The organism is Chryseobacterium sp. ZHDP1 (genome assembly GCF_018603435.1).
In the GTDB taxonomy this organism is placed as follows: Bacteria; Bacteroidota; Bacteroidia; order Flavobacteriales; family Weeksellaceae; genus Chryseobacterium; species Chryseobacterium indicum.
This window is the reverse complement of record NZ_CP075682.1, coordinates 958,354-981,077: the sequence shown is the minus strand read 5'-3', so window position 1 is coordinate 981,077 and position 22,724 is coordinate 958,354. Positions and strand designations below refer to the sequence as shown.

The following is a 22,724-nucleotide window of genomic DNA, read 5'->3' as shown; positions in this document are numbered from 1 at the left end:
GTGTGAATGATCCGGAAATAGGGAATGGTGGAAAAAATATAGAAATGGCGAATGAGGCGAAAGATGCAGAAATTACAAATGCAAAGAGAAATGTTATGAATGGGGGAAATGATGCCGATGCAGAAATGGCGAATATAGGGGCGAAAAATGTGGAAATGGCTAATGGGGCGAAAAATTTTTCGTCCCTATGGCGGTCACCATCAAAAACAATTGGTTCCGTTGTTCGCGGGTTTAAAATCGGGGTTACAAAATGGATGCGTAATAATACCAATGTTATGAATGTGTGGCAAAGGAATTATTATGACCACATTATAAGAAACGAAAAGGATTACCACAGAATATCAGAATACATAAAAAACAATCCGATTCTCTGGAAAGAAGATAGGTTTTATGATAACGGTATTTAATGAGATATTTACGTACGAAAGATATTTCGTTCGTAGGCTATAAAAAAAATAATTATGAAATACACCGAATCCCAATTAGAAAAATCATTCATCCACCTTCTGAAAGAAGAAGGTTATGAATACGTAAATGGCAAAAAGGTAGCACGGGCATCAAACCAGGAGATCCTCATTCGGGAAGATCTGAGTGATTTTCTGCTGTCGCGTTATCCGGATTTGGAAACGATGGAACTGGAAACCCTGATTAATGAACTGGCGTATCAGCCGGCTTCCAATCTCTATGACAGCAATAAATACATTGGAAAACTATTGGCAGACGGTCTGATTTTCAAGCGAAACAATCCTGCAAAAAAAGATCTGCATATCCGTTATATCGATGTAGATTCAGCCAGTCTTTTAGAAACCAATCGTTTCAAGATGGTGAACCAATTGGAGATTCAGGGTAAAGAGCTGCGCATTCCGGATCTGATTGTATACATCAACGGGATTCCGGTGGTGGTTTTTGAGTTTAAAACACTGATTGAAGAAAACGTTACCATTTTTAATGCCTACGAACAATTGGCAAAACGTTACCGGAGAGATATTCCGGAACTGATGAAATACAATGCGTTCTGCATCATCAGCGATGGTGTGAACAACAAAGCGGGTTCTCTGTTTGCACCTTACGATTTTTTCTACGGCTGGCATAAAATTACAGGCGACGAAAAGAAAGCATTAACGGGCATTCATACCGCCACTTCCATCGTTCACGGAATGCTGAACAAGGAAAGGCTGTGTGATATTCTGCATCATTTCATCTGGTTTCCCGATACTTCCAAAAAAGAAGAAAAGATCCTGTGCCGTTATCCGCAGTATTACGCAGCCAACAAACTGTTCAGCAATATCCAAAAGCACCGCAAACCGGAAGGCGACGGAAAGGGCGGAACTTACTTCGGAGCAACCGGTTGTGGAAAGAGTTTTACAATGCTTTACCTTTCCAGACTGCTGATGCGTTCTACACAATTGGCAAGTCCTACCATCATTATTATTTCTGACCGTACCGATCTGGACGATCAGTTATCAAGAGATTTTACCAACGCCAAAGACTTTATTGGCGATGAAAACATCATCAATATAGAATCCAGAGCCGATCTTCGCACAAGATTGCGGGGCAGGGAAAGTGGCGGTGTTTTTCTGACAACCGTACAGAAATTTGCAGAAGATGATGAGGTGTTGAGCGAGCGTAACAATATCATCTGTATTTCAGATGAAGCGCACCGTTCGCAGGTGAATCTGGATTTGAAAGTCCGCATTGATGAAGACGGCGTAAAGAAATCCTATGGGTTTGCAAAATACCTGCACGATTCGCTTCCCAACGCTACGTATGTCGGTTTTACGGGAACACCGATTGATAAAACACTGGATGTTTTCGGTCCTGTGGTAGATTCTTACACGATGTTTGAATCGGTGGTCGATGAAATCACGGTTCGCCTGGTCTATGAAGGTCGTGCTGCAAAAGTGAATCTGAACCATTCTAAAGTAGTGGAAATCGAACAGTATTATCAAAATGCAGTTGCAGAAGGCGCTTCGGAATACCACGTGGAAGCCAGCCAAAAGGCGATTGCCAAAATGGAAGCTGTCTTGGGAGATCCGGGAAGAATTGAAGCCATTGCGCAGGATTTTATCAGTCATTATGAAAAAAGAATCGAGGAAAAAGCGACCGTTGCCGGAAAAGTAATGTTCGTCTGTGCTTCCAGAGAAATTGCGTATAAATTATTCAAAGAAATTATCAGGCAAAGACCGGAATGGAATGAGAAAACCATTGCGGAACATCTGAGCGAGAAAGAACAGAAAGAAATTAAGCCCATAGAGCGCATCAAAATGGTAATGACCCGAAGCAAAGATGATGAAGAAAGCCTGTGGAATCTCCTCGGAACGAAAGAAGACCGAAAGGAACTGGACAGACAGTTTAAACAAAAGCATTCCAACTTTAAAATAGCCATCGTTGTGGATATGTGGCTCACTGGTTTTGATGTGCCGTTTCTCGATACGATCTACATTGATAAACCTTTGCAGACGCATAATCTCATCCAGACCATTTCCCGTGTGAACAGAAAGTCTGAAGGGAAAGACAAAGGTTTGGTAGTCGATTATATCGGCATCAAGAAAAATCTGAATCACGCTTTAGGAATGTTCAATAATACCACGGCAGCAGATGATTTTGAAGACATCGATAAAGCCGTTATTATCGTGAAAGATCAACTGGAACTTTTGAGACAGTTTTTCTATCAGTTCGACACGACGGATTATTTTAAAGGTTCACCTATTGAACAGCTGAATTGCTTAAACCGGGCTTCTGAAGTTGTTCTGATGACAGAGAAATCTGAAAAATTCTTTGTAGAGGTGACCAAAAAACTGAAAGCGGCCTACAACCTGACCTGCAGTGCAGAAATCTTTAACGAAAAAGAAACCGATGAGATTCATTTCTACTTTGCCATCAAATCAATTGTCGTAAAACTGACCAAAGGCGAAGCGCCCGACACCGCACAAATGAATGCGAAAGTGAGTAAAATGGTAGAAGAGGCCATTGTTTCGGAAGGGGTGGAAGAAATCTTTAAACTGGACGACAACAAAGCCAACGCAATTGATTTGTTTAATGATAAGTTTCTGGAAAAAATAAATGCGCTGGAATTACCGAATACCAAGATTAAAATCCTTGAAAGATTGCTGAAACAGGCGATCTCTGATTTTAAAAAAGTAAATAAAGTAAAAGGCATCGAGTTTTCTGAAAGGCTTCAGAAAATCATTAACAGCTACAACGAAAGAAGCGAACTGGATATTTTGGATTATGACGGCATCCAGACCGATACTTCCGAACAGATCCTCGACCTGATTTTAAAACTGCGTACCGAAATGGCGTCTTTTGAAGATTTAGGAATTGATTACGAAGAAAAAGCCTTTTACGACATTCTGGATATGGTCTGCACGCAATACGGTTTTACCTTTGATAAAAACAAAATGCTGGAACTCGCCCGAGAAATTAAAAAAATTGTAGACGACACCGCCAAGTTCCCGGACTGGAGCGACAGAGAAGACATCAAAGCACAATTGAAAATGGAAATCATCGTCAAGCTTCATCAGTTCGGCTATCCGCCGATTACGCAGGATGAGGTGTATAAGAATGTGCTGGAACAGGCGGAGAATTTTAAGAGGAATAGATAAATTAATTGAGCAATATGGTTAACAAAATAGAAGATAAAATAATAAAAATTTCGGATAAAATTTTAAATATACTGTTAGAATTTAGAGAGAAAAAATCCGATTTTACTTTTTCTTTGCGACAAAGAGATAGTCCTCAATCTAAAGATAAGAGATTAGATAAAGGTTTTTGGTTTCAAGGGTCTACTTATATTTATGTTCCTCTTTTTAAAAAAGGAGATAATGCAAGAAAATTAAAAACATTGGGTTTCGTTGTTGGTTTTAGTAAAGATGGGGAAAAACTTCACAATTATATTGAGATTTCGTTTAAAGTTGGAAGTAATAATAATGAAAAAGCTTTTCATAAAGAATTGGCTGATTTTTTCAATATAAAATTAGATAAAAATAATGTAGGATATTATAAATTTTCTAGCAACGATTATGAGAATAATATTAATTTTTATTTAAATGAATTTAGAAATAAAGCTTTAGAATTATTGGATAAGTATTCTATTACAAAACAATTTGTAATTACTGAAGATCAATTTAAAAAATCATTGACTAAGATTAATAAGATAAGAGAAAATCTTAATTTTTTTTCAAATCAAGAAAAAATAAGCGCAATAGAACCTAATATTATTCATAGATATGATATTAATTTACCTTTAAATCAAATCCTCTATGGTCCACCAGGAACTGGTAAAACACATAAGTTATTAAATGAATATTATAGTCATTTTGAAGTTCAGAATAAAACTGTTACTAAAGAAGAGTTTGAATTTGAAATCATCAATAAACTTAGTTGGTGGCAAGTGTTTGCTCTTATACTTTTAGAAAATAAAAGTTTAACGGTACCAGATATTAAAAAACACAGATTTGTAGGTTACAAGCTACAAGTTTCAAATACTAAAAGTTTAAGCCAAACAGTTTGGGGGCAATTATCTGCACACACAATTGAAGCTTCAGACACTGTTCAATATAGCAAAAGAACCGAACCTTTAATTTTTAATAAATCAAATGATTCCGTTTGGCAAATTGTTAATGAAAAAAAAGAACTAATTGATGAGTTATTAGAATTATCACAAAAGATCGGAGATTATAAGGGAAAAGTTGTCACCTCTAAAAACTATAAATTCATTACTTTTCATCAATCCTTTTCTTATGAAGATTTTATTGAAGGAATCAAGCCTATATTGGATAAAGATGTAGGCGATGAATCTGCTGACGTAATTTACACTATCGAAAAAGGAATTTTTTATGAATGTTGTAACGAGGCAGCAAAGATTGCAGGATTTCTGAGCTTAAAAGATTCCATTGAAAGTTATACTAAAGAAGAAAGAATAGCTAAGTTTGAGAATTCTCCTCCTTACGGTTTATTCATTGATGAAATTAACAGAGGAAATATTTCTCAAATATTTGGAGAATTAATAACTGTTATTGAAGACACAAAAAGGCTTGGTAAAAATGAAATTATAGTAGAATTGCCATACAGTAAAAACAAATTCGGAGTGCCTCCAAATCTCTACATTATCGGCACAATGAATACCGCAGACCGAAGTATAGAAGCCTTAGATACAGCTTTGAGAAGACGTTTTTGTTTTGAAGAAATGTTGCCCAAGCCTAACCTGCTTAACGATATGATTATTGGTACAGTTAAGTTAGACGAACTATTAACCACAATAAATAAAAGAATAGAAGTGTTACTGGATCGAGATCACACCATTGGTCATTCTTATTTTATTAACGTAAAAACAGAACAAGATCTTAGAAATACTTTTAAGACTAATATCATTCCATTATTGCAGGAATATTTCTATGGAGACTATGAAAAAATCGGGATGATTTTAGGGATTGGATTTTTTGATGAACAAGAAAAATATGATAATAAATTTTTTGCCGCTTTTCCTACACAAAATTATCCTGAAGGAGGAAATATTCTTAGATTAAAAACGATTGATGACAATTTTAATATCATCAATGCAATAAACATATTATTGGGTAATAACTCAAATCAATAATGAATAGAATCCAAGTTTTTGAACACAGCTTCTTACCCATTGGAGAAAATGGTTTTGAAAAACGTCATTTTGTAGCGTTATCAAAACTTAACGCCCTACACAATTATCAATATTTTGATTTGAAACATAATGGAGTAGTGTTCAAGCAATTTGTTGGTGTTATTCAGGCAGGTAATCTTACAATAGAGATTCTCCCAAAGATAGACCGTTACGAATCTGAAGATCAGGAAAACAAAACAAAGTGGCAAAAGGTATTAATAGAAATGTTGCGTGTAACCAAAAAACTGAAAATTCAACAGGTTGGGCAAGCCAATGTTTCCAGACAGTCGATTCATCTGCTAGATATTTATTTTGAATGGTTTCTGAACGAGGTGCAATTGTTGATTCACCAAGGTTTAATTAAACAATATTATAAGGAAACCGGAAATGTAAAAGCTCTGAAAGGAAAGCTAGAATTTGCTAGACATATTAATAAAAATCTTGTTCATAAGGAAAGATTTTACACCACCCATCAAGTGTATGAAAAAGATCATTTAATTCATCAGATTTTAGGTCAGGCTTTGGATATTATCGCTCACCTTTCAAAAGGAAGTTATCTTTATAGTAAATGTAAAACAGTACAGCTTGATTTTCCAGAAGTCAAAAAGATTAATGCAACAGAAATCACATTTTCCAAAGTCCCGAAATCCAGAAAGACCGTACCTTACGAAACGGCTTTATCCATAGCCCGACTAATTATTTTGAATTATGCGCCTAATATTTCGAGTGGTTCAGAAAAAATGCTGGCTTTGCTTTTTAATATGAACAGTCTTTGGGAAGAATATGTTTTGGTCAAATTAAAACAGGCGGCGCAAGGAACAGGCATTGAAGTTTACGGGCAGGATTCAAAAGCGTTTTGGAACGGAATTACTATTCGCCCCGATGTTGTCCTGAAAAAGAATGATGAGGTTGTTTTAATTATTGACACCAAATGGAAGAATATTGATCAGTCGCAACCTTCAACGCATGATTTGAGACAGATGTATGTGTACAATGAATATTGGACGAGTAAAAAGGCGCTTTTGCTTTATCCATCAAATAATAATGAGTTAAATCAGTTTTCAAGGTTTGAAAAAATCAGTGAAGATGAACACCATCAATGTGGTTTGGGTAAAATTTCTGTTTTAAACTCTTTCTCACAGTTAGATGATCGTATAGGAAATATAATTTTAAATACAATTAATTAAATAAAATGCACCACACCTACCACATCGCCATTCTGGAAGACAGCCCCAAACAATTGGAAAAACTGGAGCTGTATCTTCAGCATATTCCCAATGTTCAGATTGTTTTAAAAAGCAGCAGTTCAGATCATTTTTTTGAGGAACTGAAAACGATAAAGCCGGATATTTTGCTGGCGGATCTGGATCTGGGCAGCGACAGCATGACGGGAATGGAAGTGGCGCAGGAAATCGGGATTCCGGTGTTCTTTGCAAGTGCCAATACCAGAGAATACATCGGAGATATTGAGAATCTGAAGCGCGATTCCGGGATTTGTGTAGATCATATTACCAAGCCTTTTACCGAAGAAAAATTGGTTAAAAGTTTTAAAAGGTTCTTACAGGAAGTGTATTTGTTTTCTAGTCTTCAATACGTTTATCTGGATTTTAATAAAACAAAAAGAAACAGGGTTCTGATTGATGATATCGTCTATTTAAGCGCAGATAAGTCTTCCGGCTCCGAATCCAACAACAAGCAGATTCATTTCATTAACCGGAAAACAGAGAATCTTATTGATTTTTCCTTTTCGAAAATGGAAGATAAAGGACTGATGAAAAGCCAGTTTATAACGATTCATAAATCTTTCAGAGTCAATAAAAAATACATTCAGTGTTATCATAAAAAAGATGAGCACGTAGAAATCATTGTATTTGATGATAAAAACAAGACAAAATGTCATTACCTGCCTGTGTCAGAAAATTATCAGAATGACATAAAAAAACTTTTGGGCTAACCGCACTTATTCCTCAAAAAAAAGCTTTTATTCCTGCGTTTCCGATGATGTTTTCCGGAAACGCATTTTTTTGTTTTCCGGATGTTTTTTTGTTGATACTCCTGTACAATAAATAATTATTAAAACAAACAATGGAAACATCTTTTGAAGGAATAATTCCTTCCGTTAATTATCATCTCTGGGAACCCTGTAATATGAAATGCAGATTCTGTTTTGCAACATTTCAGGAGGCTAAAAAAATACTTCCTAAGGGACATCTGCCTAAAGAACAGTCTCTGGAACTGATAAAGCAGATTGCCGGAATGGGCTTTAAAAAAATAACCTTTGCAGGAGGAGAGCCTACAATATGTCCATGGATTTCAGATCTTATTGCTACAGCAAAAGAAGCAGGGATGACTACAATGCTGGTGACAAACGGGACTAATCTAAATGAAGCATTTTTTAAGAAAAACCAGAAGAATCTGGACTGGATCATTCTAAGTATTGACAGTCTGAATGATGAAACCAATATTAAGTCTGGAAGAGCTTTTAAAGGAAAGGAGCCGTTACCTGCGGAGACCTATAAATTGATGATTGATGAAATTAAAAAGTATGGTTTTCAATTAAAAATCAATACAGTAGTCCATTATCTGAATTACAATGAGTCTTTAATGGATCTGATTCTTTATGCTCAGCCAAAACGCTGGAAGGTATTTCAGGTTCTGCCGATGAAAGGGGAGAATGATGAACATATTGAAGAATTTATGATCAATAAACAGCAGTTCAATCATTTTATAGCGAACCATCAGTTTTTGAAAGATCGTGGAATATTGGTTTCTGAAGATAATTCTGAAATGAAAGACAGCTATGTGATGATAGATCCTGCCGGAAGGTTTTTTACCAATAAGAAAGGCTTTCAGGAATACAGCAGACCAATATTGGAAGCAGGGGCTAAAAAAGCTTATGATGAGATGGATTACAGCTATAAAAACTTTTTAGACAGAGGAGGATTATATCAATGGGATTAATACTTAAAAATTATATGAAAACAAAAATTACATTATCCGGTGAAGTAGCTTCCGGGAAAAGTACAGTAGGAAAATTACTGGCAGAACAATTAGGATATCAGTTTATTTCTTTAGGGAATTTAATTCGCAAGAGGGCAGAGAATGAAGGAGTAAGTATTGTTGAATTTCAGCGAAGGTGTACTGAAAATCCGGAAATTGATAAAGAAATTGACTTGGAATTCGCTTGTGAATGTAATAAAAATGAACATTTAATTATTGATTATCGTTTAGGATTTAAATTTATAAGCAATGCTTTTCATGTTTTTCTTAAAATTTCTGAAGAAGATGCGTCAGAAAGACTCAGAAAATATGAAAGAGCTGATGAATCTTCAAAAACGATTTCTGAAAGAAACAATGCCTTTAAGAAACAATTTAAAAATGCGTATGATATCAATTATACTTTAGAATCACACTATGATCTGGTCGTTACTATCAACAACAAAATAACGCCTCAGGAAATTGTAGATATTATTCTGTCTGAGATCAGAAGTTAACTGCTGAGTAATTAATAATGCTGTCCCAAAAGTCAATTTGACTTTTGGGACAGCTGCTTTTATATTTACATCATAAAAATGAAGCTCAATTCAGCACCTCCGATCCAAAAATCCTCACACAGTATTCATTGCCCAGAAACCTCGGATCGCCATGTTTCTCAGACCAGAAACCATCCAGAATGTCTTTGCTGATACAGCGGTAAACCGCCACACCCTTGTAGATGTTAAGATCTTCCCCTTCATAACGGAAGTTGATGACCAGAATCCCGTCTTTATAAAAACCGGTGCCTTGCTGCAGATGATCCCCAATCATCCACTCAGCCATAATGCGTTGGTTTTCGTCGAGGGACAGCGTGAGAATCCCGTAATAAGAAACTTCCGCAGACTCTTCCTGATTGCTTCCCTGAATAGAATAGCTTCCTGCTAAATCCTGTACTGTCATTAGTTCTATTAATAAATTGTGCAAATGTAGGACTAATATGAAATTTTATAAAAGAATTTATTTAAACTTTTAAAAAGGTTCTGTATTAATAAAAGCTAATAAGTCAGTTTAAACTTTTATTTAACCGCAAAAGGTACAAAAGATCTACTAAATTTTTTATTTAAAGCTGATCATTATAAATGAAAAAGCTCACCATAGTTTTTAAAAATCTTTGATTTTTATTCATTTGAGCGCTTTGATTATTCTTGAAATTCTCTTTGCCATTATCTTTTGTCCCTTTTGCGGTTAATTCTGAAATTAGTTAAAAAGTTTAATATTTACAATTATTAAAAGCAAAGAAAATATATTATTGTCGAGAAGCAGAACAGGGTATTTCCATAAGATACGACTGATGAAGCGTTTGCTTTAATGGCAGATGAAATCTGCTTTTTTGTTTTGTTTAAAATGTTAATTCTGAAAACACGGACTTTACATTTAAAATTTGTAGTTAAAAATGACGGTTATTATGATTAAATCTTTAAAATCAGTCCACTAAAAATTTTTATTCAATAAATGTTGAAATATTTTGCAGATCTAATGTTTTTTTATATTTTTATCCCTCAAACTATAAAAAATATATCATGAAAAATCTAAAAAAGGTTTCAAGAAATGCGATGAAATCTATTCAGGGAGGTATCATTAAAGGTATGGTAAGATGTAAAGATCCAAATACATGCGTTGTTCAGTGGGGATGGAATGGAGGGTCATCAAGTAACTGCGGTACTTTTGATATTATTTGTGGAGAAGCTCCTCCGCAGGATCCTTGCGAATATACTTTATGTGTATAAATAAAAAAAAGAGGCTGCCTTTTGAGACAGCCTTTTTTTATTTTAGATTTGCCTATGTTTTATTTTTTATTGGCAATCAATTTTTTCAGTTTCATCATTTACAGAGCAGACAAGAGAAAGGCAGAAAAACACGAGCGGAGAATTTCCGAAAAAAAACTTCTGGCGGTTTCTTTTTTCGGCGGAACTCTGGGGGCTTTTCTGGCAATGGTGATCTTCAGGCATAAAATTTCAAAGACTTCATTTGTATTAAAATTCGGATGCATTGTTTTAATTCAGGTAGTTTTCATTTACCTTTTTGAAAATGCTTTCTAAAAAGGAAGAAAAATATACAGATTTTATGACTAATATGTTAATCCCTAAGAGAATATTTTGTGGTCACATTCTGCATTTAAAGTAGAAAGTTCACTTTTTATCCCGAACCTTTTTTGATGAGTAAATTTTAAAAATTTATATATTATCCCAGAAATAAATCATTTCACAACATTTTTCTTATTTAAATTACCGAAACAAATATTTTTGCTCAATAGAAATGGAGAAAAGAATAAAAGAAGAATATTTATTCTAAGAGCAGATTGATTTCTGTTACAATATTCAGATTTCGATGTTCATTCCATTTCAGAAGAACTTTTGCAATAAAATTACTAATAAAGAAATAACATTAGCTTAAGATAATATCATATGAGAAATACGATAGTTGGTCTTTTCTGTTTTATATCGCTATTCTCTTGCGCACAAGAAAGGAAAGCCGGTTCGGGCTTAAATTTTAATCCCGGCAAATACGAGATTCAAACTCTTACTTACAATGGTAAAGAAATCCGCGTAAGAGCTTTTGAGAAAATTGTTTATGTGGGAAAACCTGTAGACACAACCTATCAGGTTCTTAATTTCTATGTTCCTGAAGAATATTACAGAAATAAAAGTATTAATGGATACAATGCCCAAAATGCCCCTATATTTTTCCCTAACCAGGTAGGTGGTTATATGCCTGCTGAACCAGGATCTACAAAGTCAAACAATTTTAGACCTCCGATTAATGGCGGTGTGGCAAACGATAATAACCAGCAAAGACCACAGGGCGGTTTTGAAGACAAAAAAGAAAATACCATCTTAAAAGCCTTGGCTCATGGCTATGTAGTAGCTTCTGCGGGAGCAAGAGGGCGCACGAATAAAAATAAAGATGGCAAATACTATGGGAAAGCACCTGCCGGGCTGGTCGATTTAAAGGCTGCCATTCGTTATCTTAAACTAAACGACCGCGAAATGCCGGGCAATGCCGACAAAATTATTTCCAATGGAACCAGTGCTGGTGGTGCCATGTCAGCTTTATTGGGAGCTACCGGAGATAACCCTGATTATTTGCCTTACCTGAAAGAAATAGGAGCAGCAGAAACCAGCGATGCTATTTATGCCTCCTCTGATTACTGCCCAATTACCAATTTGGATCACGCAGACGCTGCTTATGAATGGCAGTTTTTCGGGGTAAATGATTATAAAAAAGGAGGACTCTTTGGACCTCAAGCCGATACAGCTACAGAAACTTTGAGTGAAAGGCAGCAGAAAGTCTCATTGGAGTTAAAAAACACATTTCCTGCCTATATCAATTCTCTGAAACTTAAAGATGAAAAGGGAAACCTCCTCACATTAGATAATAGTGGAAATGGTTCTTTCAAAGAGTTTTTGAAGGCAAAAGTAATTGTATCAGCCCATGTCGCATTAAAGGCAGGAACTGATCTTTCCGGAAAATCCTTTCTTATCATAAAAAACGGAATAATAACAGACATTAATTGGGATGAGTATGTACGCTATATGCAAAGACAAAAAACACCACCTGCTTTTGATGCACTGGATTTATCAGCAGCAGAAAATACAGAGTTTGGAACAGAAAGTTTTAATGCAAAACATTTTACGGAATATAGCTTAAAAAATAGTACCGTAAGTAATGCAGTGATAGCAGATAAACAAATTGTAAAAATGATGAATCCTATGAATTATATCGGGGATGCTCATACAAAAACAGCAAAATATTGGAGAATTCGTCACGGTTCAAAAGATAAAGATACAGGTTTGGCGATTTCTGCTATTTTAGCTGTGAGACTTGCAAACCAAGGCTATCACGTAGACTATGCATTGCCTTGGGACAAACCTCATAGTGGAGATTACGATTTGGATGAGCTTTTCCAGTGGATAGATCAGATTTCCAAATAAAAAATAGATAGAATTTTAAACTCTTTTGATTATTAGGAGCAATTCGTTTGTGTCTTCGGAAAGTATTATTAGAAATATTAATTTTCCGAAGATTTTTTATTAAATTCTAAAAAGGACTCATTTGTTTCACTAACTTTCAAATACTGCGAAACGAAAACCCGCAAATTATTTCTTCATTTTTTTCCAAGTATTTAGCGATAACGAATCATCTATGATTTGTTTTTCTTTTCGGCTACATAATGTCCCCATTTATTAATAACATCCAAAGCAGGAATAAACGTTCTGCCAAATTGAGTCAGACTGTAGAATACTTTTACCGGAGCTTTATCTCCATCTACAGTTCTAGATATTAAACCGTCTGATTCTAAATTTTTTAACTGTAAACTGAGTGTCATCTCTGTAATTACTTCAATTTCTTTTCGCAGTTCATTAAAACGTTTGTCTCCGTCTTTAAGATGATATAAGATAACAGCTTTCCATTTTCCACCGACTAAATCCATTGCGAGACTTATTGTACAAGGATAATATTTTCCTTCAACTTCTATGTTTTTTCCCATTGTTTTTACATATCAATTTTGATAGTTCTTGCAAAAATAGATAACTATTAATAATTTTGCAACTATAATTACTTTAGTTAGTTATTAAACAGATGTAATATCAATTTAAAGAGATTCTTTTTATATTAAAAGATATTTATAATTGTAAAATTTTTAAATTTTTGCAGGCAGGAATATTTTTCAATATTAATTTTAGCGGTGACTTTTTATTAAAACAACTTACTCAATATAAATCATATACAATGAAGCAAAATGCTATAATATGGCCGGAAAAATATACTCCGGGCACAACAGACAATTACTGTTCAAATGAGGTGATCGTAAAAGATATAACCGCCTCTGAGGTTTGGCCTTACCTTACTAATCCGTTTACTTGGCCAACCTATTACTCCAATTCTTCAGATATTGAATTTTTAAAAGCTGGCGATAATGAATTGTATCATGATGTACGCTTCCGATTCAAGACTTTTGGTTTTCCGATAGAGGCTCAAGTTACCGAGTTTGTGCCTCCTTCAGAAAATGAACCTGCAAGACTAGCTTGGCATGGTTGGGCAGAAGGTGATGAAGAGACTCGGTTGGACGTAATCCACGCGTGGCTTATCGAAGATCTGCCGGGTAACAGAGTACGCATTCTCACTCAGGAAAGTCAAATTGGTAAGCCTGCGCAGCAATTGGCTAAACAAAAGCCAAATCCAATGATAAATGGTCATCAGGAATGGCTTGAAGGCTTGATAGACGCTATCATTAAATCAAACGATACACGACTTTAGTGTAAATATTTAAATCCTCTATGCTTACAGAATTTCTTTGAGCAAATATATTTGTGCACAACCACAAAACTTGACATAATATTTCTAATTATGAGGATTTTTTTAGATGCTAATATTTAAATTCCTCATTATGAATTTGTTAATTATCAAAAGTTATTGGTGAATATTTCATTAAAAATCACTATTTTTGCACCCGTAAAAATCTTATATGCAAAACATTAGAAATATTGCGATTATCGCACACGTTGACCACGGTAAGACTACTTTGGTCGACAAGATCATCCACGCTACCAACATTTTCAGAGAAAATCAGGAGAGTGGGGAGTTAATTATGGATAACAACGATCTTGAAAGAGAAAGAGGGATCACGATCTTATCCAAGAATATTTCTGTTACTTATAAAGACACGAAAATTAACGTAATTGATACACCGGGTCACGCCGATTTCGGAGGAGAGGTAGAAAGAGTACTTAAAATGGCAGACGGGGTAATTTTGTTGGTGGATGCGTTCGAAGGACCAATGCCACAGACAAGATTCGTACTTCAGAAAGCTTTGGAGCTTGGTTTAAGACCATTGGTGGTAATCAATAAAGTAGATAAGCCAAACTGCCGTCCGGATGAGGTTCACGATCAGGTATTCGATCTTTTCTTCAACCTGGATGCTACTGAAGAGCAATTGGATTTCCCAACGTTCTACGGTTCTTCTAAACAGGGATGGTTCAACACTTCATTAGAGCAGACGGAAGATATTTTACCATTACTGGATGGTATTTTACAGTACGTTCCTGCACCGAAAGTTACAGAAGGTACCCTTCAGATGCAGATTACTTCTCTTGATTATTCTTCTTTCTTAGGAAGAATCGCAATCGGAAAAGTAACGAGAGGGGAAATTAAAGAATCTCAGTGGATCGGTCTTGCTCAGGCAGACGGAAAAATAGCAAAAGGAAAAGTAAAAGAATTATACGTTTTCGAAGGTTTAGGAAAGAAAAAAGTAACTGAAGTTCAGGCAGGAGATATCTGTGCTGTGGTAGGTTTCGACGCGTTCCAGATCGGAGATTCTTTCGTAGATCTTGAAAATCCTGAGCCATTGGAAAGAACGGCAATTGACGAGCCTACGCTGAACATGACGTTCTCCATCAACAATTCACCTTTCTTCGGGAAAGACGGTAAATATGTAACGTCTAACCACTTAAAAGAAAGATTAACCAAAGAATTAGAGAAAAACTTAGCATTAAGAGTTCAGCAGACCGACGATGCCAATACCTTCCTTGTTTTCGGTAGAGGTATTCTTCACTTATCAGTTCTTATCGAAACCATGAGAAGAGAAGGATATGAAATGACGATCGGTCAGCCACAGGTAATCCTTAGAGAAATCGACGGAGTAAGCTGTGAGCCTTACGAATCTTTGGTAGTAGACGTTCCTGAAGAATATGCTTCAAGAGTAATCGACCTTGCTACCCAGAGAAAAGGAGACCTTCACATCATGGAAACCAAAGGGGAGATGCAGCACATGGAATTCGAAATTCCTTCAAGAGGTCTGATCGGATTGCGTTCTCAGATGTTAACCGCGACTGCGGGAGAAGCGATCATGGCACACCGTTTTACAGAATACAAGCCTTTCAAAGGAGCTATTCCGGGAAGAAACAACGGGGTGTTGATCAGCAAAACGCAAGGACCGGCTACAGAATATTCCATCAACAAACTACAGGACAGAGGCAAGTTCTTCGTAGATCCGGGAGAGGAAATCTACGCAGGAATGATCATCGGTGAGCAGAACAAACCGGGTGACCTTGTGGTAAACATCGTGGAAGCGAAGCAGCTGAACAACATGAGAGCCGCAGGTAAAGATAAAGATACAGGCGTTGCTCCGAAGATCTTATTCTCTCTTGAAGAATGTATGGAATATATCCAGAGTGATGAAGCGATTGAGGTAACTCCGAACTTCATCCGTATGAGAAAGAAATTGCTTTCTGAAGAAGACAGAAAAAAAGTGGAAAGAGCGGCTAAAGCTTAATTCAGTTTTTATAATAATAAAGCTCCGGTTTTTCGGGGCTTTTTTGTTTTAAATTAAAATTCAATCTGTCATTCTGAATGGAATTTTGCGAAGCATTATGAAATGAAGAATCTTTTTAGAAATTAATCAAAATGGTATGGATTTTACTTGCTTTAAATATTCGGTAAAAGTTCTGGCTTTGGTCAAAATTAATATAAAACTTGTCTAAACTTTTTTACCGCAAAAGATGCAAAAGATTGTAACACTGTAATTGTTTAAGTTTAATAATTAAATGGGAAAAAAAGAGCACATAAGTTTAAAAAAATCTAAAGATTTTTTCTCTCTGCATACTTTTGAAATGCTTTGAATAAATCCAATAAAGTCTTTTGTCTTTTGCGGTAAAATTTAGAAGCTGTTTAAAGTAAAAGAGTTTGCTCCTTTAGGAGCAGAATCTGTGTAGAAACAAGAATAAATCCGTCAATCAATCCATAGGATTGATATCTATACTGCGATAAATTTTCTAAAGATAGCGTTCCTACGGAACGCAGAACGCCTTGTGAATATGTTTTCTATACAAATAAAAACTCTATAGAATTTTCTGCCATTTTACTTTAAACAACTTTTTAAAATGACTCTAAACAAACTTATAAGTAAGGAAATCTTTTAGAGTTTACCTGAGTGAAACGCCTTCGCAAACTTAAAAGCAGTCAATAGTCAAAAAAACTTTGCGTTAAAGCATCAGTAATTTTAAATCAAAGTCCAAATAATTCATTTTATTATTGTAATTTAAAATCAACAAAATAAATTAATGTAGTTTTGCAGACTATGAAAATGAATACCCTAAAAATGATCGTTTTATCGGGATTTTTTACATCATTTGTTGCCTGTTCCACACAGAACAACGCAGTGAAAGCTTCCACTCCTGTAAAAAATTCCGTAAAATCCAATATACCGAAACCGCCGCTTCCCATAACCAGTACAGATTCTTCGGCAGTACCTCCGAATGACGACACTTTCCGAACCAATCTCCCGGAAATCAAAAGAGAATTTCGCGGAGCATGGATTGCAAGTGTTGCCAATATCAACTGGCCTTCAAGAAATAATTTATCCGTCGATCAGCAGAAGGCAGAAGCCATTTCCATGCTGGATATGCTGAAAGACAACAACTTTAATGCGGTGATTTTTCAGGTAAGACCTTCCGCAGATGCTTTGTACACCAGTAATCTGGAACCTTGGTCGTATTTCCTGACCGGACAGACCGGAGCCGCTCCTTATCCGAATTATGATCCTTTGCAGTTCTGGATTGAAGAATCCCACAAGAGAGGACTGGAACTTCATGTGTGGCTGAATCCGTACCGCGCCCATCATTCGAACGGAGGCTCGCCCAACAGTTTATCTATGGTGAATAAGCTTTCCGATATCGTTATCCGCCTGAAAAACGGAATGTACTGGTTTGATCCGGCTGATCCGAAAACGCAGGGACACGTTTCGAACGTGGTAAAAGATATCGTAACGAGATATGATATTGATGCCGTGCATTTTGATGACTATTTTTATCCTTACGCAACCTATAATAAAGGAGCCGATTTTCCGGACAATAAAACCTGGAATGCGTACGTAAGCAGCGGAGGAACCTTAACGAGAGCCGACTGGAGAAGAGATAATGTGAATAAATTTGTTGAAAGAATCTACAAAGAAATCCACGCAGAAAAGAACTATGTACGATTCGGGATCAGTCCGTTCGGGATCTGGAAACCCGGTTATCCGGAAGGTGTGGTTGGTTCTTCTCAGTATGATGAGCTGTATGCAGATGCTAAATTATGGTTAAATAAAGGCTGGGTAGATTATTTCTCGCCACAGTTGTACTGGCCGATAGAATCGAAAGGACAGCCGTTTGAAGGCTTATTGAACTGGTGGAAATCTGAAAACACCATGAACCGACATCTGTGGCCGGGCTTGAATACGGTAGAAATTAAAACTTCAGACCGTCCGACAGAAATTAAAAATCAGATCGAAATATCACGTCAGGTGTTAGGGAAAGATGCAGGGGAAATCCACTGGAGTATTGCCGGATTAACCAAAAATGCCAATATGCTTCCCACCCTGAAAAACGGTCCTTATAAAGAAAAAGCATTGGTTCCTAAAACATCGTGGATAAAAGCCGTCCCTCTGCAGACCCCGACTTTGTTCATTAATGATAATGGAAATTCTGCGCAGGTAAGCTGGAGCGTAAAGAATATAAAAGATGTTTTTCAATGGGTGCTTTTCACCCAGTACAACGGAGTCTGGGAAACCGAAATTCTTACACTGGATCAGCTTTCCAGAGAAATTCCTAAAAATAAAGACGGAAAAGTACTGAATGCAGTGGCGATCAAAGCAATTGACCGATTAGGAAATGAAAGCGATTATATCGCCAAGAAAATAAAGTAATTTTAATAAATACAGATAAATAAACTCAGCAGTCTTAAACAGGCTGCTGGGTTTTTTATTTTAACCACAAAGTCACAAAAGATTTTAAATAATTTTTACACTTTATATCAGAACACATTGGTTTTTGAAAATCTTTGATTTTCTTCTTATGTGATCTTATTTTAAAGAAATTAATGTAAAAAAACTTATGTGACCTTATGTGTTATATCTAAAAAAAACTGTCATTCTGAATGGAATTTTGCGAAGCATTATGCAATGAAGAATCTCTAGTCTGAAGTTATTTTAGATTTTTCGGCTCCACTTCGTTTCGCTCAAAATGACAGTGTTGAAGATTTAATGTAAGATTTTTTTTCAAACACATAAGTCACATAAGATTTTAAATAATCAGCGTATCATATGCAAGAACACATTAGTTTTTAAAAATCTTTGATTTTTATGCTTTTTGAGTTCTTTAATTATTGTGAAATTGAGCTTTATCATTATCTTTTGCGCCTTTTGTGGTTAAATTTCCCCCAAATTCCGGATAGTTGAGAAGAATTGTCATTTAATATAGTAAATTTGCTTTTGCATATAATAACCGGATCTGGCTAACTGTAAATGATATGAATGATTTTTTAATAGGCATTGGAAAAAGACTGAAAGACATCAGAAAAAAAAATAATTTAACCATTAACGAATTAGCTTTCAGAGCCAATGTAAGCAACGGGCTTGTTTCCAGAATAGAAAACGGCAGAACGATTCCTTCGCTTCCCGTGCTGTTGGATTTAATCCAGTCTCTGGAAATTGATGCAAGTTATTTTTTTGAGGGGGTTGAGAAAAAATCAAACGCCAAATTCATTTATCTGCCCAAAGAAAACCAGCAGCTTATTGAAAAAGAAGTGGAAGCCGAAGGGTTTAAATACATGCATATCTTCAGCAAAAGCCTTCATTCTTTAGGTTTTGAAGCGGTTTTACTTACGCTTGAACCCAATGCCAAAAGAGAAAAAGTAATTACCGACGCATGGGAATTCAAATATATTCTGAAAGGAGAAGTGAAATATCTGATCGATAATGAAGAAGTGATATTAAAAGAAGGAGATTCCCTTTATTTCAACGGAAAATTCCCGCATGTTCCGGTGAGCATCAGTAACGAAAGCTGCATTATGCTGGTTTTGTATTTTTACTCAGGATAAATTTTACATCTCTTTTTTAATTGTTTATTTACAAATATTCAATTATTGTTTTTCATAAAAGTTTACAAATACTCAACTTTCTGTTTTTTATCAATCCTTCTGATTTAACTTTAAATTAATCTTTGAGCGTTTGTTTTTTTGAAAATTTTATTAAACAAATACGCATTGCAAATGGTGTTCCGTCTTCTGAAACACTGATTAACACTCATATTTTTCCATTATAAAAGAAAAATACGATACTTTTTGCAGGTAAAACTGAGGTAACAATTCTGCTTCATTTATTAAACATTACTTAATATAAAATAATTACATATATTAAAATTATTGACTTGTTTTGCGGTATAAATTTAATATATGTAAACAATGGAGCCGATAATAAAAAAATCTCTATTCCCTCTTTTTGCCTGTTGCAGTATCTTTATCTCTGCCCAGCAACAGATCGTTACAGGAATTGTTTCAGACCATAATCAGCCGCTTCCGGGAGCTGCCGTAAAGGTTGCCGGAACCTCCAAAATCATCATGACCGATTTAGAAGGAAAGTTTTCCGTCAATGATCTGAAACCGGGGCATTATGACCTGCAGATCTCTTATATTGGTTTTGAAAATCAGAATATTACAATAGATCTGAAGTCTCAGCAGACTATGGATCTGGGAATGATCTCCATGCTTCAGAAACAGAAAAACATTGATGAAGTCATCGTTACCGGATCTCTGAAAAACAGCGAGGCAAGAGCTTTAAATCTTCAGAAAAACGCAATCAATATTTCCAACGTTATTGCTTCCGACGGAATCGGAAAATTACCGGACCGAAATGCTGCGGAAACCGTTCAGCGTGTACAGGGAGTCTCCATAGAGAGAGATCAGGGCGAAGGAAGATTTGTTTCTCTGAGAGGATTGCCGCCTTTCTGGGCATCAACAACCATCAACGGAAACAGGCTTCCCACAGCGGAAGAGGAAACCACCTCCAGAGCAACCGCTTTCGATTTTTTTCCGACAGAACTTATCTCTTATGTTCATGTGAACAAATCTTTCACTCCCGATATGGAAGCCGACGGAATCGGAGGCGGCGTGAATTTCATTACGAAAACACCACCCATGAAAACCGAGTTCAAAGCAACACTGGGAAGCGGTTACAATGCTAAATCTGATAAAGGAGTCTACAACATCGGACTGCTTTACGGCGGAAGAACAAAGGATAAAAAATTCGGGTATTTATTCAATTTTGCACACTTCATCCGAAACTGGTCTACCGATAATTTTGAAGCGAGAAGAAGCGGAGACGAAGGTGTTTTCAGGTTAGAGCTTCGCGATTACAACGGAGTGAGAAAAACGACAGGAATTAACACTGCTTTTGAATATGTGCTGTCTCCAAAAACCACATTTTATCTTAAAGGAATGTACGGAACGCTGTCTGATGATGAAACGCACTACAAACACAGAATCCGTTTTGATAAATTCAGTTCCGCCAACAACACCGCAAGAGTGGAATTGCAGAACATCCGTAACCGTCTGATTACAGAATTAACTTCGGTTTCTTTAGGCGCAGTTCATCAGTTAAACAAAGGGAAGATCGACTGGGATCTATCGTATTATGACAATAAATTCAAGTACGGAAATATTCCGGATAAACAGAACAATTCCTATTTTGTCATCAAGTATAGCCAATCCGGAGTGGGAATTGATCCGGCTTATATTGCCAATCACGGAATCGGTCCAAGAGCTTACTGGAAAGCCGATGGCGGAAAATTAGACTATAAAGATCCGGACGCATTATTTGGCTTTTACAGCGATCCCAATTTTAAAATGGATGCTTCCAAAATGAGATTTACCGATCTGGAATTTTACAAAGTCTTTGTTGAGGAAAAGGATAAGATTGTCGCTGCTTTTAACCATGAGATCAATGCCTCAGACCGTTTAACCTTAAAATACGGCTTCAAATACAGGGATAAAGAACGGAACGCCAGATTCTCGGATATTTTCTACAACTGGAACAACGGAACAGCACCGCTTTTATCAGATTTTGGACAATATATTACGAGTCAGGCAAATGGCTCTCAGTATTTAAGCGAAATGAACACCCACATCGGGAATACGTTCGGCCCTGTTCTGTCGACATCGGGAATGGATCAGTTCTGGTTGCAGAATCAGGGAAATTTAAAGATCAATACAGCCGATTCTGAAGCTCTGGAATACAATAAAGCACTCGGAAGAAATTTCGATGTCTTTGAGAAACACGCCGATGCTTATGGAATGGGAACGTATAAAGTGAATGGTAAGATCACCATTTTAGGAGGGATCAGATTATCAGATACCAATACCAAAGTAAAAGGATATAATGTAATCAATAATACCCTTGTTCCTGTTGAAAACACAAAAAAATATCTTGCCGTTTTGCCGATGCTGCATATTAAATACGCTCTAAATGATAAAATAAATCTGCGTTTTGCCGCCACGAGAACATTTTCCAGACCCAATTTCGGAGATTTAACGCCGGGAGGAACATACAGCGAAGCGGACAACGAATTCAAAGGCGGAAACCCGAATCTGAATCCGACCTATTCCCTGAATTTTGATCTGATGGGAGAGTACTATTTTTCAAACGTGGGAATTCTGAGTGGGGGAGTATTCTATAAATCTATTACAGACCCGATTTTTCAGGATTCTTTCATCGGAAACTACAACGGAATAAACGGCGTACAGTTCACCGCACCAAATAACGGAAAAGCAGCTTCACTAAGCGGAATCGAATTGGGCATCAACAGAAGATTCGATTTTTTACCCGGTTTCCTGCAGTATTTCGGAACACAGCTTAACGCCACTTTTATGGATTCTGAAATGGTAAAACCAGGCGGAAGAAAAGTAAAACTTCCTTATCAGGCAAAAGAATTATACAATGTTCAGTTGTTTTTCGAGAAAAAAGGATTCAACGCAAGACTGGCATACAATTACAAAGGCAAATATGCTGTGGAATATGCGGAAGACGATATCAATGATTCTTATTACGGAAAATACAGCAGTCTGGATTTCGGAGGTTCTTATCAGTTTACCAAACATATTCTTTTGTACGCGGATGTGAATAATATTCTGAATAAACCGCTTATTTACCATTTTGGAAAAGACGAAACCCGACCGGAACAGGTTGAATATTACGGCGTAAGATGCAATTTGGGAATAAAATTTAATTTCTAACCGGATC

17 protein-coding genes are annotated in these 22,724 nt (G+C 36.2%); 15 read left to right on the top strand and 2 right to left on the bottom strand.

All coding sequences use genetic code 11. From position 1 onward, the window contains the following. Nucleotides 1-2 precede the first annotated feature (2 nt). The 7 genes from KKI44_RS04445 (at nt 3) to KKI44_RS04415 (ending at nt 9,132) form a co-directional block, all read left to right on the top strand. Nucleotides 3-407 carry a transposase gene (locus tag KKI44_RS04445; RefSeq protein ID WP_214591210.1) on the top strand — a complete coding sequence of 135 codons (405 nt, stop codon included), beginning with the start codon at nt 3-5 and terminating at the stop codon, nt 405-407. 54 nt (nt 408-461) lie between these two features. After that, complete coding sequence (locus KKI44_RS04440) at nt 462-3,605, top strand: type I restriction endonuclease subunit R (RefSeq protein ID WP_214590018.1); 3,144 nt, start codon at nt 462-464, stop codon at nt 3,603-3,605. A gap of 14 nt (nt 3,606-3,619) precedes the next feature. Next, on the top strand, nt 3,620-5,599 hold the full coding sequence (locus tag KKI44_RS04435) for an McrB family protein (protein WP_214590017.1): 1,980 nt from the start codon (nt 3,620-3,622) through the stop codon (nt 5,597-5,599). After that, on the top strand, nt 5,599-6,825 hold the full coding sequence (locus KKI44_RS04430) for an McrC family protein (RefSeq protein WP_214590016.1): 1,227 nt from the start codon (nt 5,599-5,601) through the stop codon (nt 6,823-6,825). Before KKI44_RS04435 ends, KKI44_RS04430 begins: the two co-directional genes overlap by 1 nt. A gap of 5 nt (nt 6,826-6,830) precedes the next feature. Further along, nucleotides 6,831-7,592, top strand: coding sequence for a LytR/AlgR family response regulator transcription factor (locus KKI44_RS04425; RefSeq protein WP_214590015.1), 762 nt, complete (start codon nt 6,831-6,833; stop codon nt 7,590-7,592). 131 nt (nt 7,593-7,723) lie between these two features. After that, nucleotides 7,724-8,599 (top strand): viperin family antiviral radical SAM protein, encoded by an 876-nt coding sequence (locus KKI44_RS04420; RefSeq protein ID WP_214590014.1) that lies wholly within the window; start codon nt 7,724-7,726, stop codon nt 8,597-8,599. A 14-nt stretch (nt 8,600-8,613) separates the two neighbouring features. After that, nucleotides 8,614-9,132, top strand: a complete 519-nt coding sequence (locus tag KKI44_RS04415) for a cytidylate kinase family protein (RefSeq protein ID WP_214590013.1) — start codon at nt 8,614-8,616, stop codon at nt 9,130-9,132. Between the two features lie 85 nt (nt 9,133-9,217). Here KKI44_RS04415 and KKI44_RS04410 read toward each other — a convergent pair whose 3' ends face one another. Further along, complete coding sequence (locus KKI44_RS04410; protein WP_214590012.1) at nt 9,218-9,574, bottom strand: hypothetical protein; 357 nt, start codon at nt 9,572-9,574, stop codon at nt 9,218-9,220. A 620-nt stretch (nt 9,575-10,194) separates the two neighbouring features. On the opposite strand from KKI44_RS04410, the gene KKI44_RS04405 reads away from it, so the two are divergent. From KKI44_RS04405 to KKI44_RS04395, 3 genes are all read left to right on the top strand, one after another. Continuing rightward, on the top strand, nt 10,195-10,401 hold the full coding sequence (locus KKI44_RS04405) for a bacteriocin-like protein (protein ID WP_214590011.1): 207 nt from the start codon (nt 10,195-10,197) through the stop codon (nt 10,399-10,401). A gap of 54 nt (nt 10,402-10,455) precedes the next feature. Then, nucleotides 10,456-10,713, top strand: coding sequence for a DUF1294 domain-containing protein (locus KKI44_RS04400; protein WP_214590010.1), 258 nt, complete (start codon nt 10,456-10,458; stop codon nt 10,711-10,713). A gap of 366 nt (nt 10,714-11,079) precedes the next feature. After that, nucleotides 11,080-12,606: a subtype B tannase gene (locus tag KKI44_RS04395; RefSeq protein ID WP_214590009.1), complete on the top strand. Its 1,527-nt coding sequence runs from the start codon at nt 11,080-11,082 to the stop codon at nt 12,604-12,606. A gap of 209 nt (nt 12,607-12,815) precedes the next feature. Here KKI44_RS04395 and KKI44_RS04390 read toward each other — a convergent pair whose 3' ends face one another. Further along, the gene (locus tag KKI44_RS04390) at nt 12,816-13,163 is read right to left on the bottom strand and encodes a winged helix-turn-helix transcriptional regulator (protein ID WP_214590008.1); all 348 of its coding nucleotides are present in this window, start codon (nt 13,161-13,163) and stop codon (nt 12,816-12,818) included. A 161-nt stretch (nt 13,164-13,324) separates the two neighbouring features. Here KKI44_RS04390 and KKI44_RS04385 point away from each other — a divergent pair, with 161 nt between their 5' ends. The 5 genes from KKI44_RS04385 (at nt 13,325) to KKI44_RS04365 (ending at nt 22,717) form a co-directional block, all read left to right on the top strand. Next, nucleotides 13,325-13,933 (top strand): hypothetical protein, encoded by a 609-nt coding sequence (locus KKI44_RS04385; RefSeq protein WP_214590007.1) that lies wholly within the window; start codon nt 13,325-13,327, stop codon nt 13,931-13,933. Between the two features lie 208 nt (nt 13,934-14,141). Continuing rightward, a complete protein-coding gene (gene typA, locus KKI44_RS04380) occupies nt 14,142-15,947 on the top strand; it encodes a translational GTPase TypA (protein ID WP_214590006.1) in 1,806 nt (601 codons plus the stop codon). Between the two features lie 810 nt (nt 15,948-16,757). Beyond that, nucleotides 16,758-18,356 carry a glycoside hydrolase family 10 protein gene (locus KKI44_RS04375; protein WP_317195189.1) on the top strand — a complete coding sequence of 533 codons (1,599 nt, stop codon included), beginning with the start codon at nt 16,758-16,760 and terminating at the stop codon, nt 18,354-18,356. Nucleotides 18,357-18,958: 602 nt separating this feature from the next. Continuing rightward, nucleotides 18,959-19,528 (top strand): helix-turn-helix domain-containing protein, encoded by a 570-nt coding sequence (locus tag KKI44_RS04370; protein WP_084196320.1) that lies wholly within the window; start codon nt 18,959-18,961, stop codon nt 19,526-19,528. Nucleotides 19,529-19,891: 363 nt separating this feature from the next. Beyond that, complete coding sequence (locus KKI44_RS04365; protein ID WP_214590004.1) at nt 19,892-22,717, top strand: TonB-dependent receptor; 2,826 nt, start codon at nt 19,892-19,894, stop codon at nt 22,715-22,717. Nucleotides 22,718-22,724 lie beyond the last annotated feature (7 nt).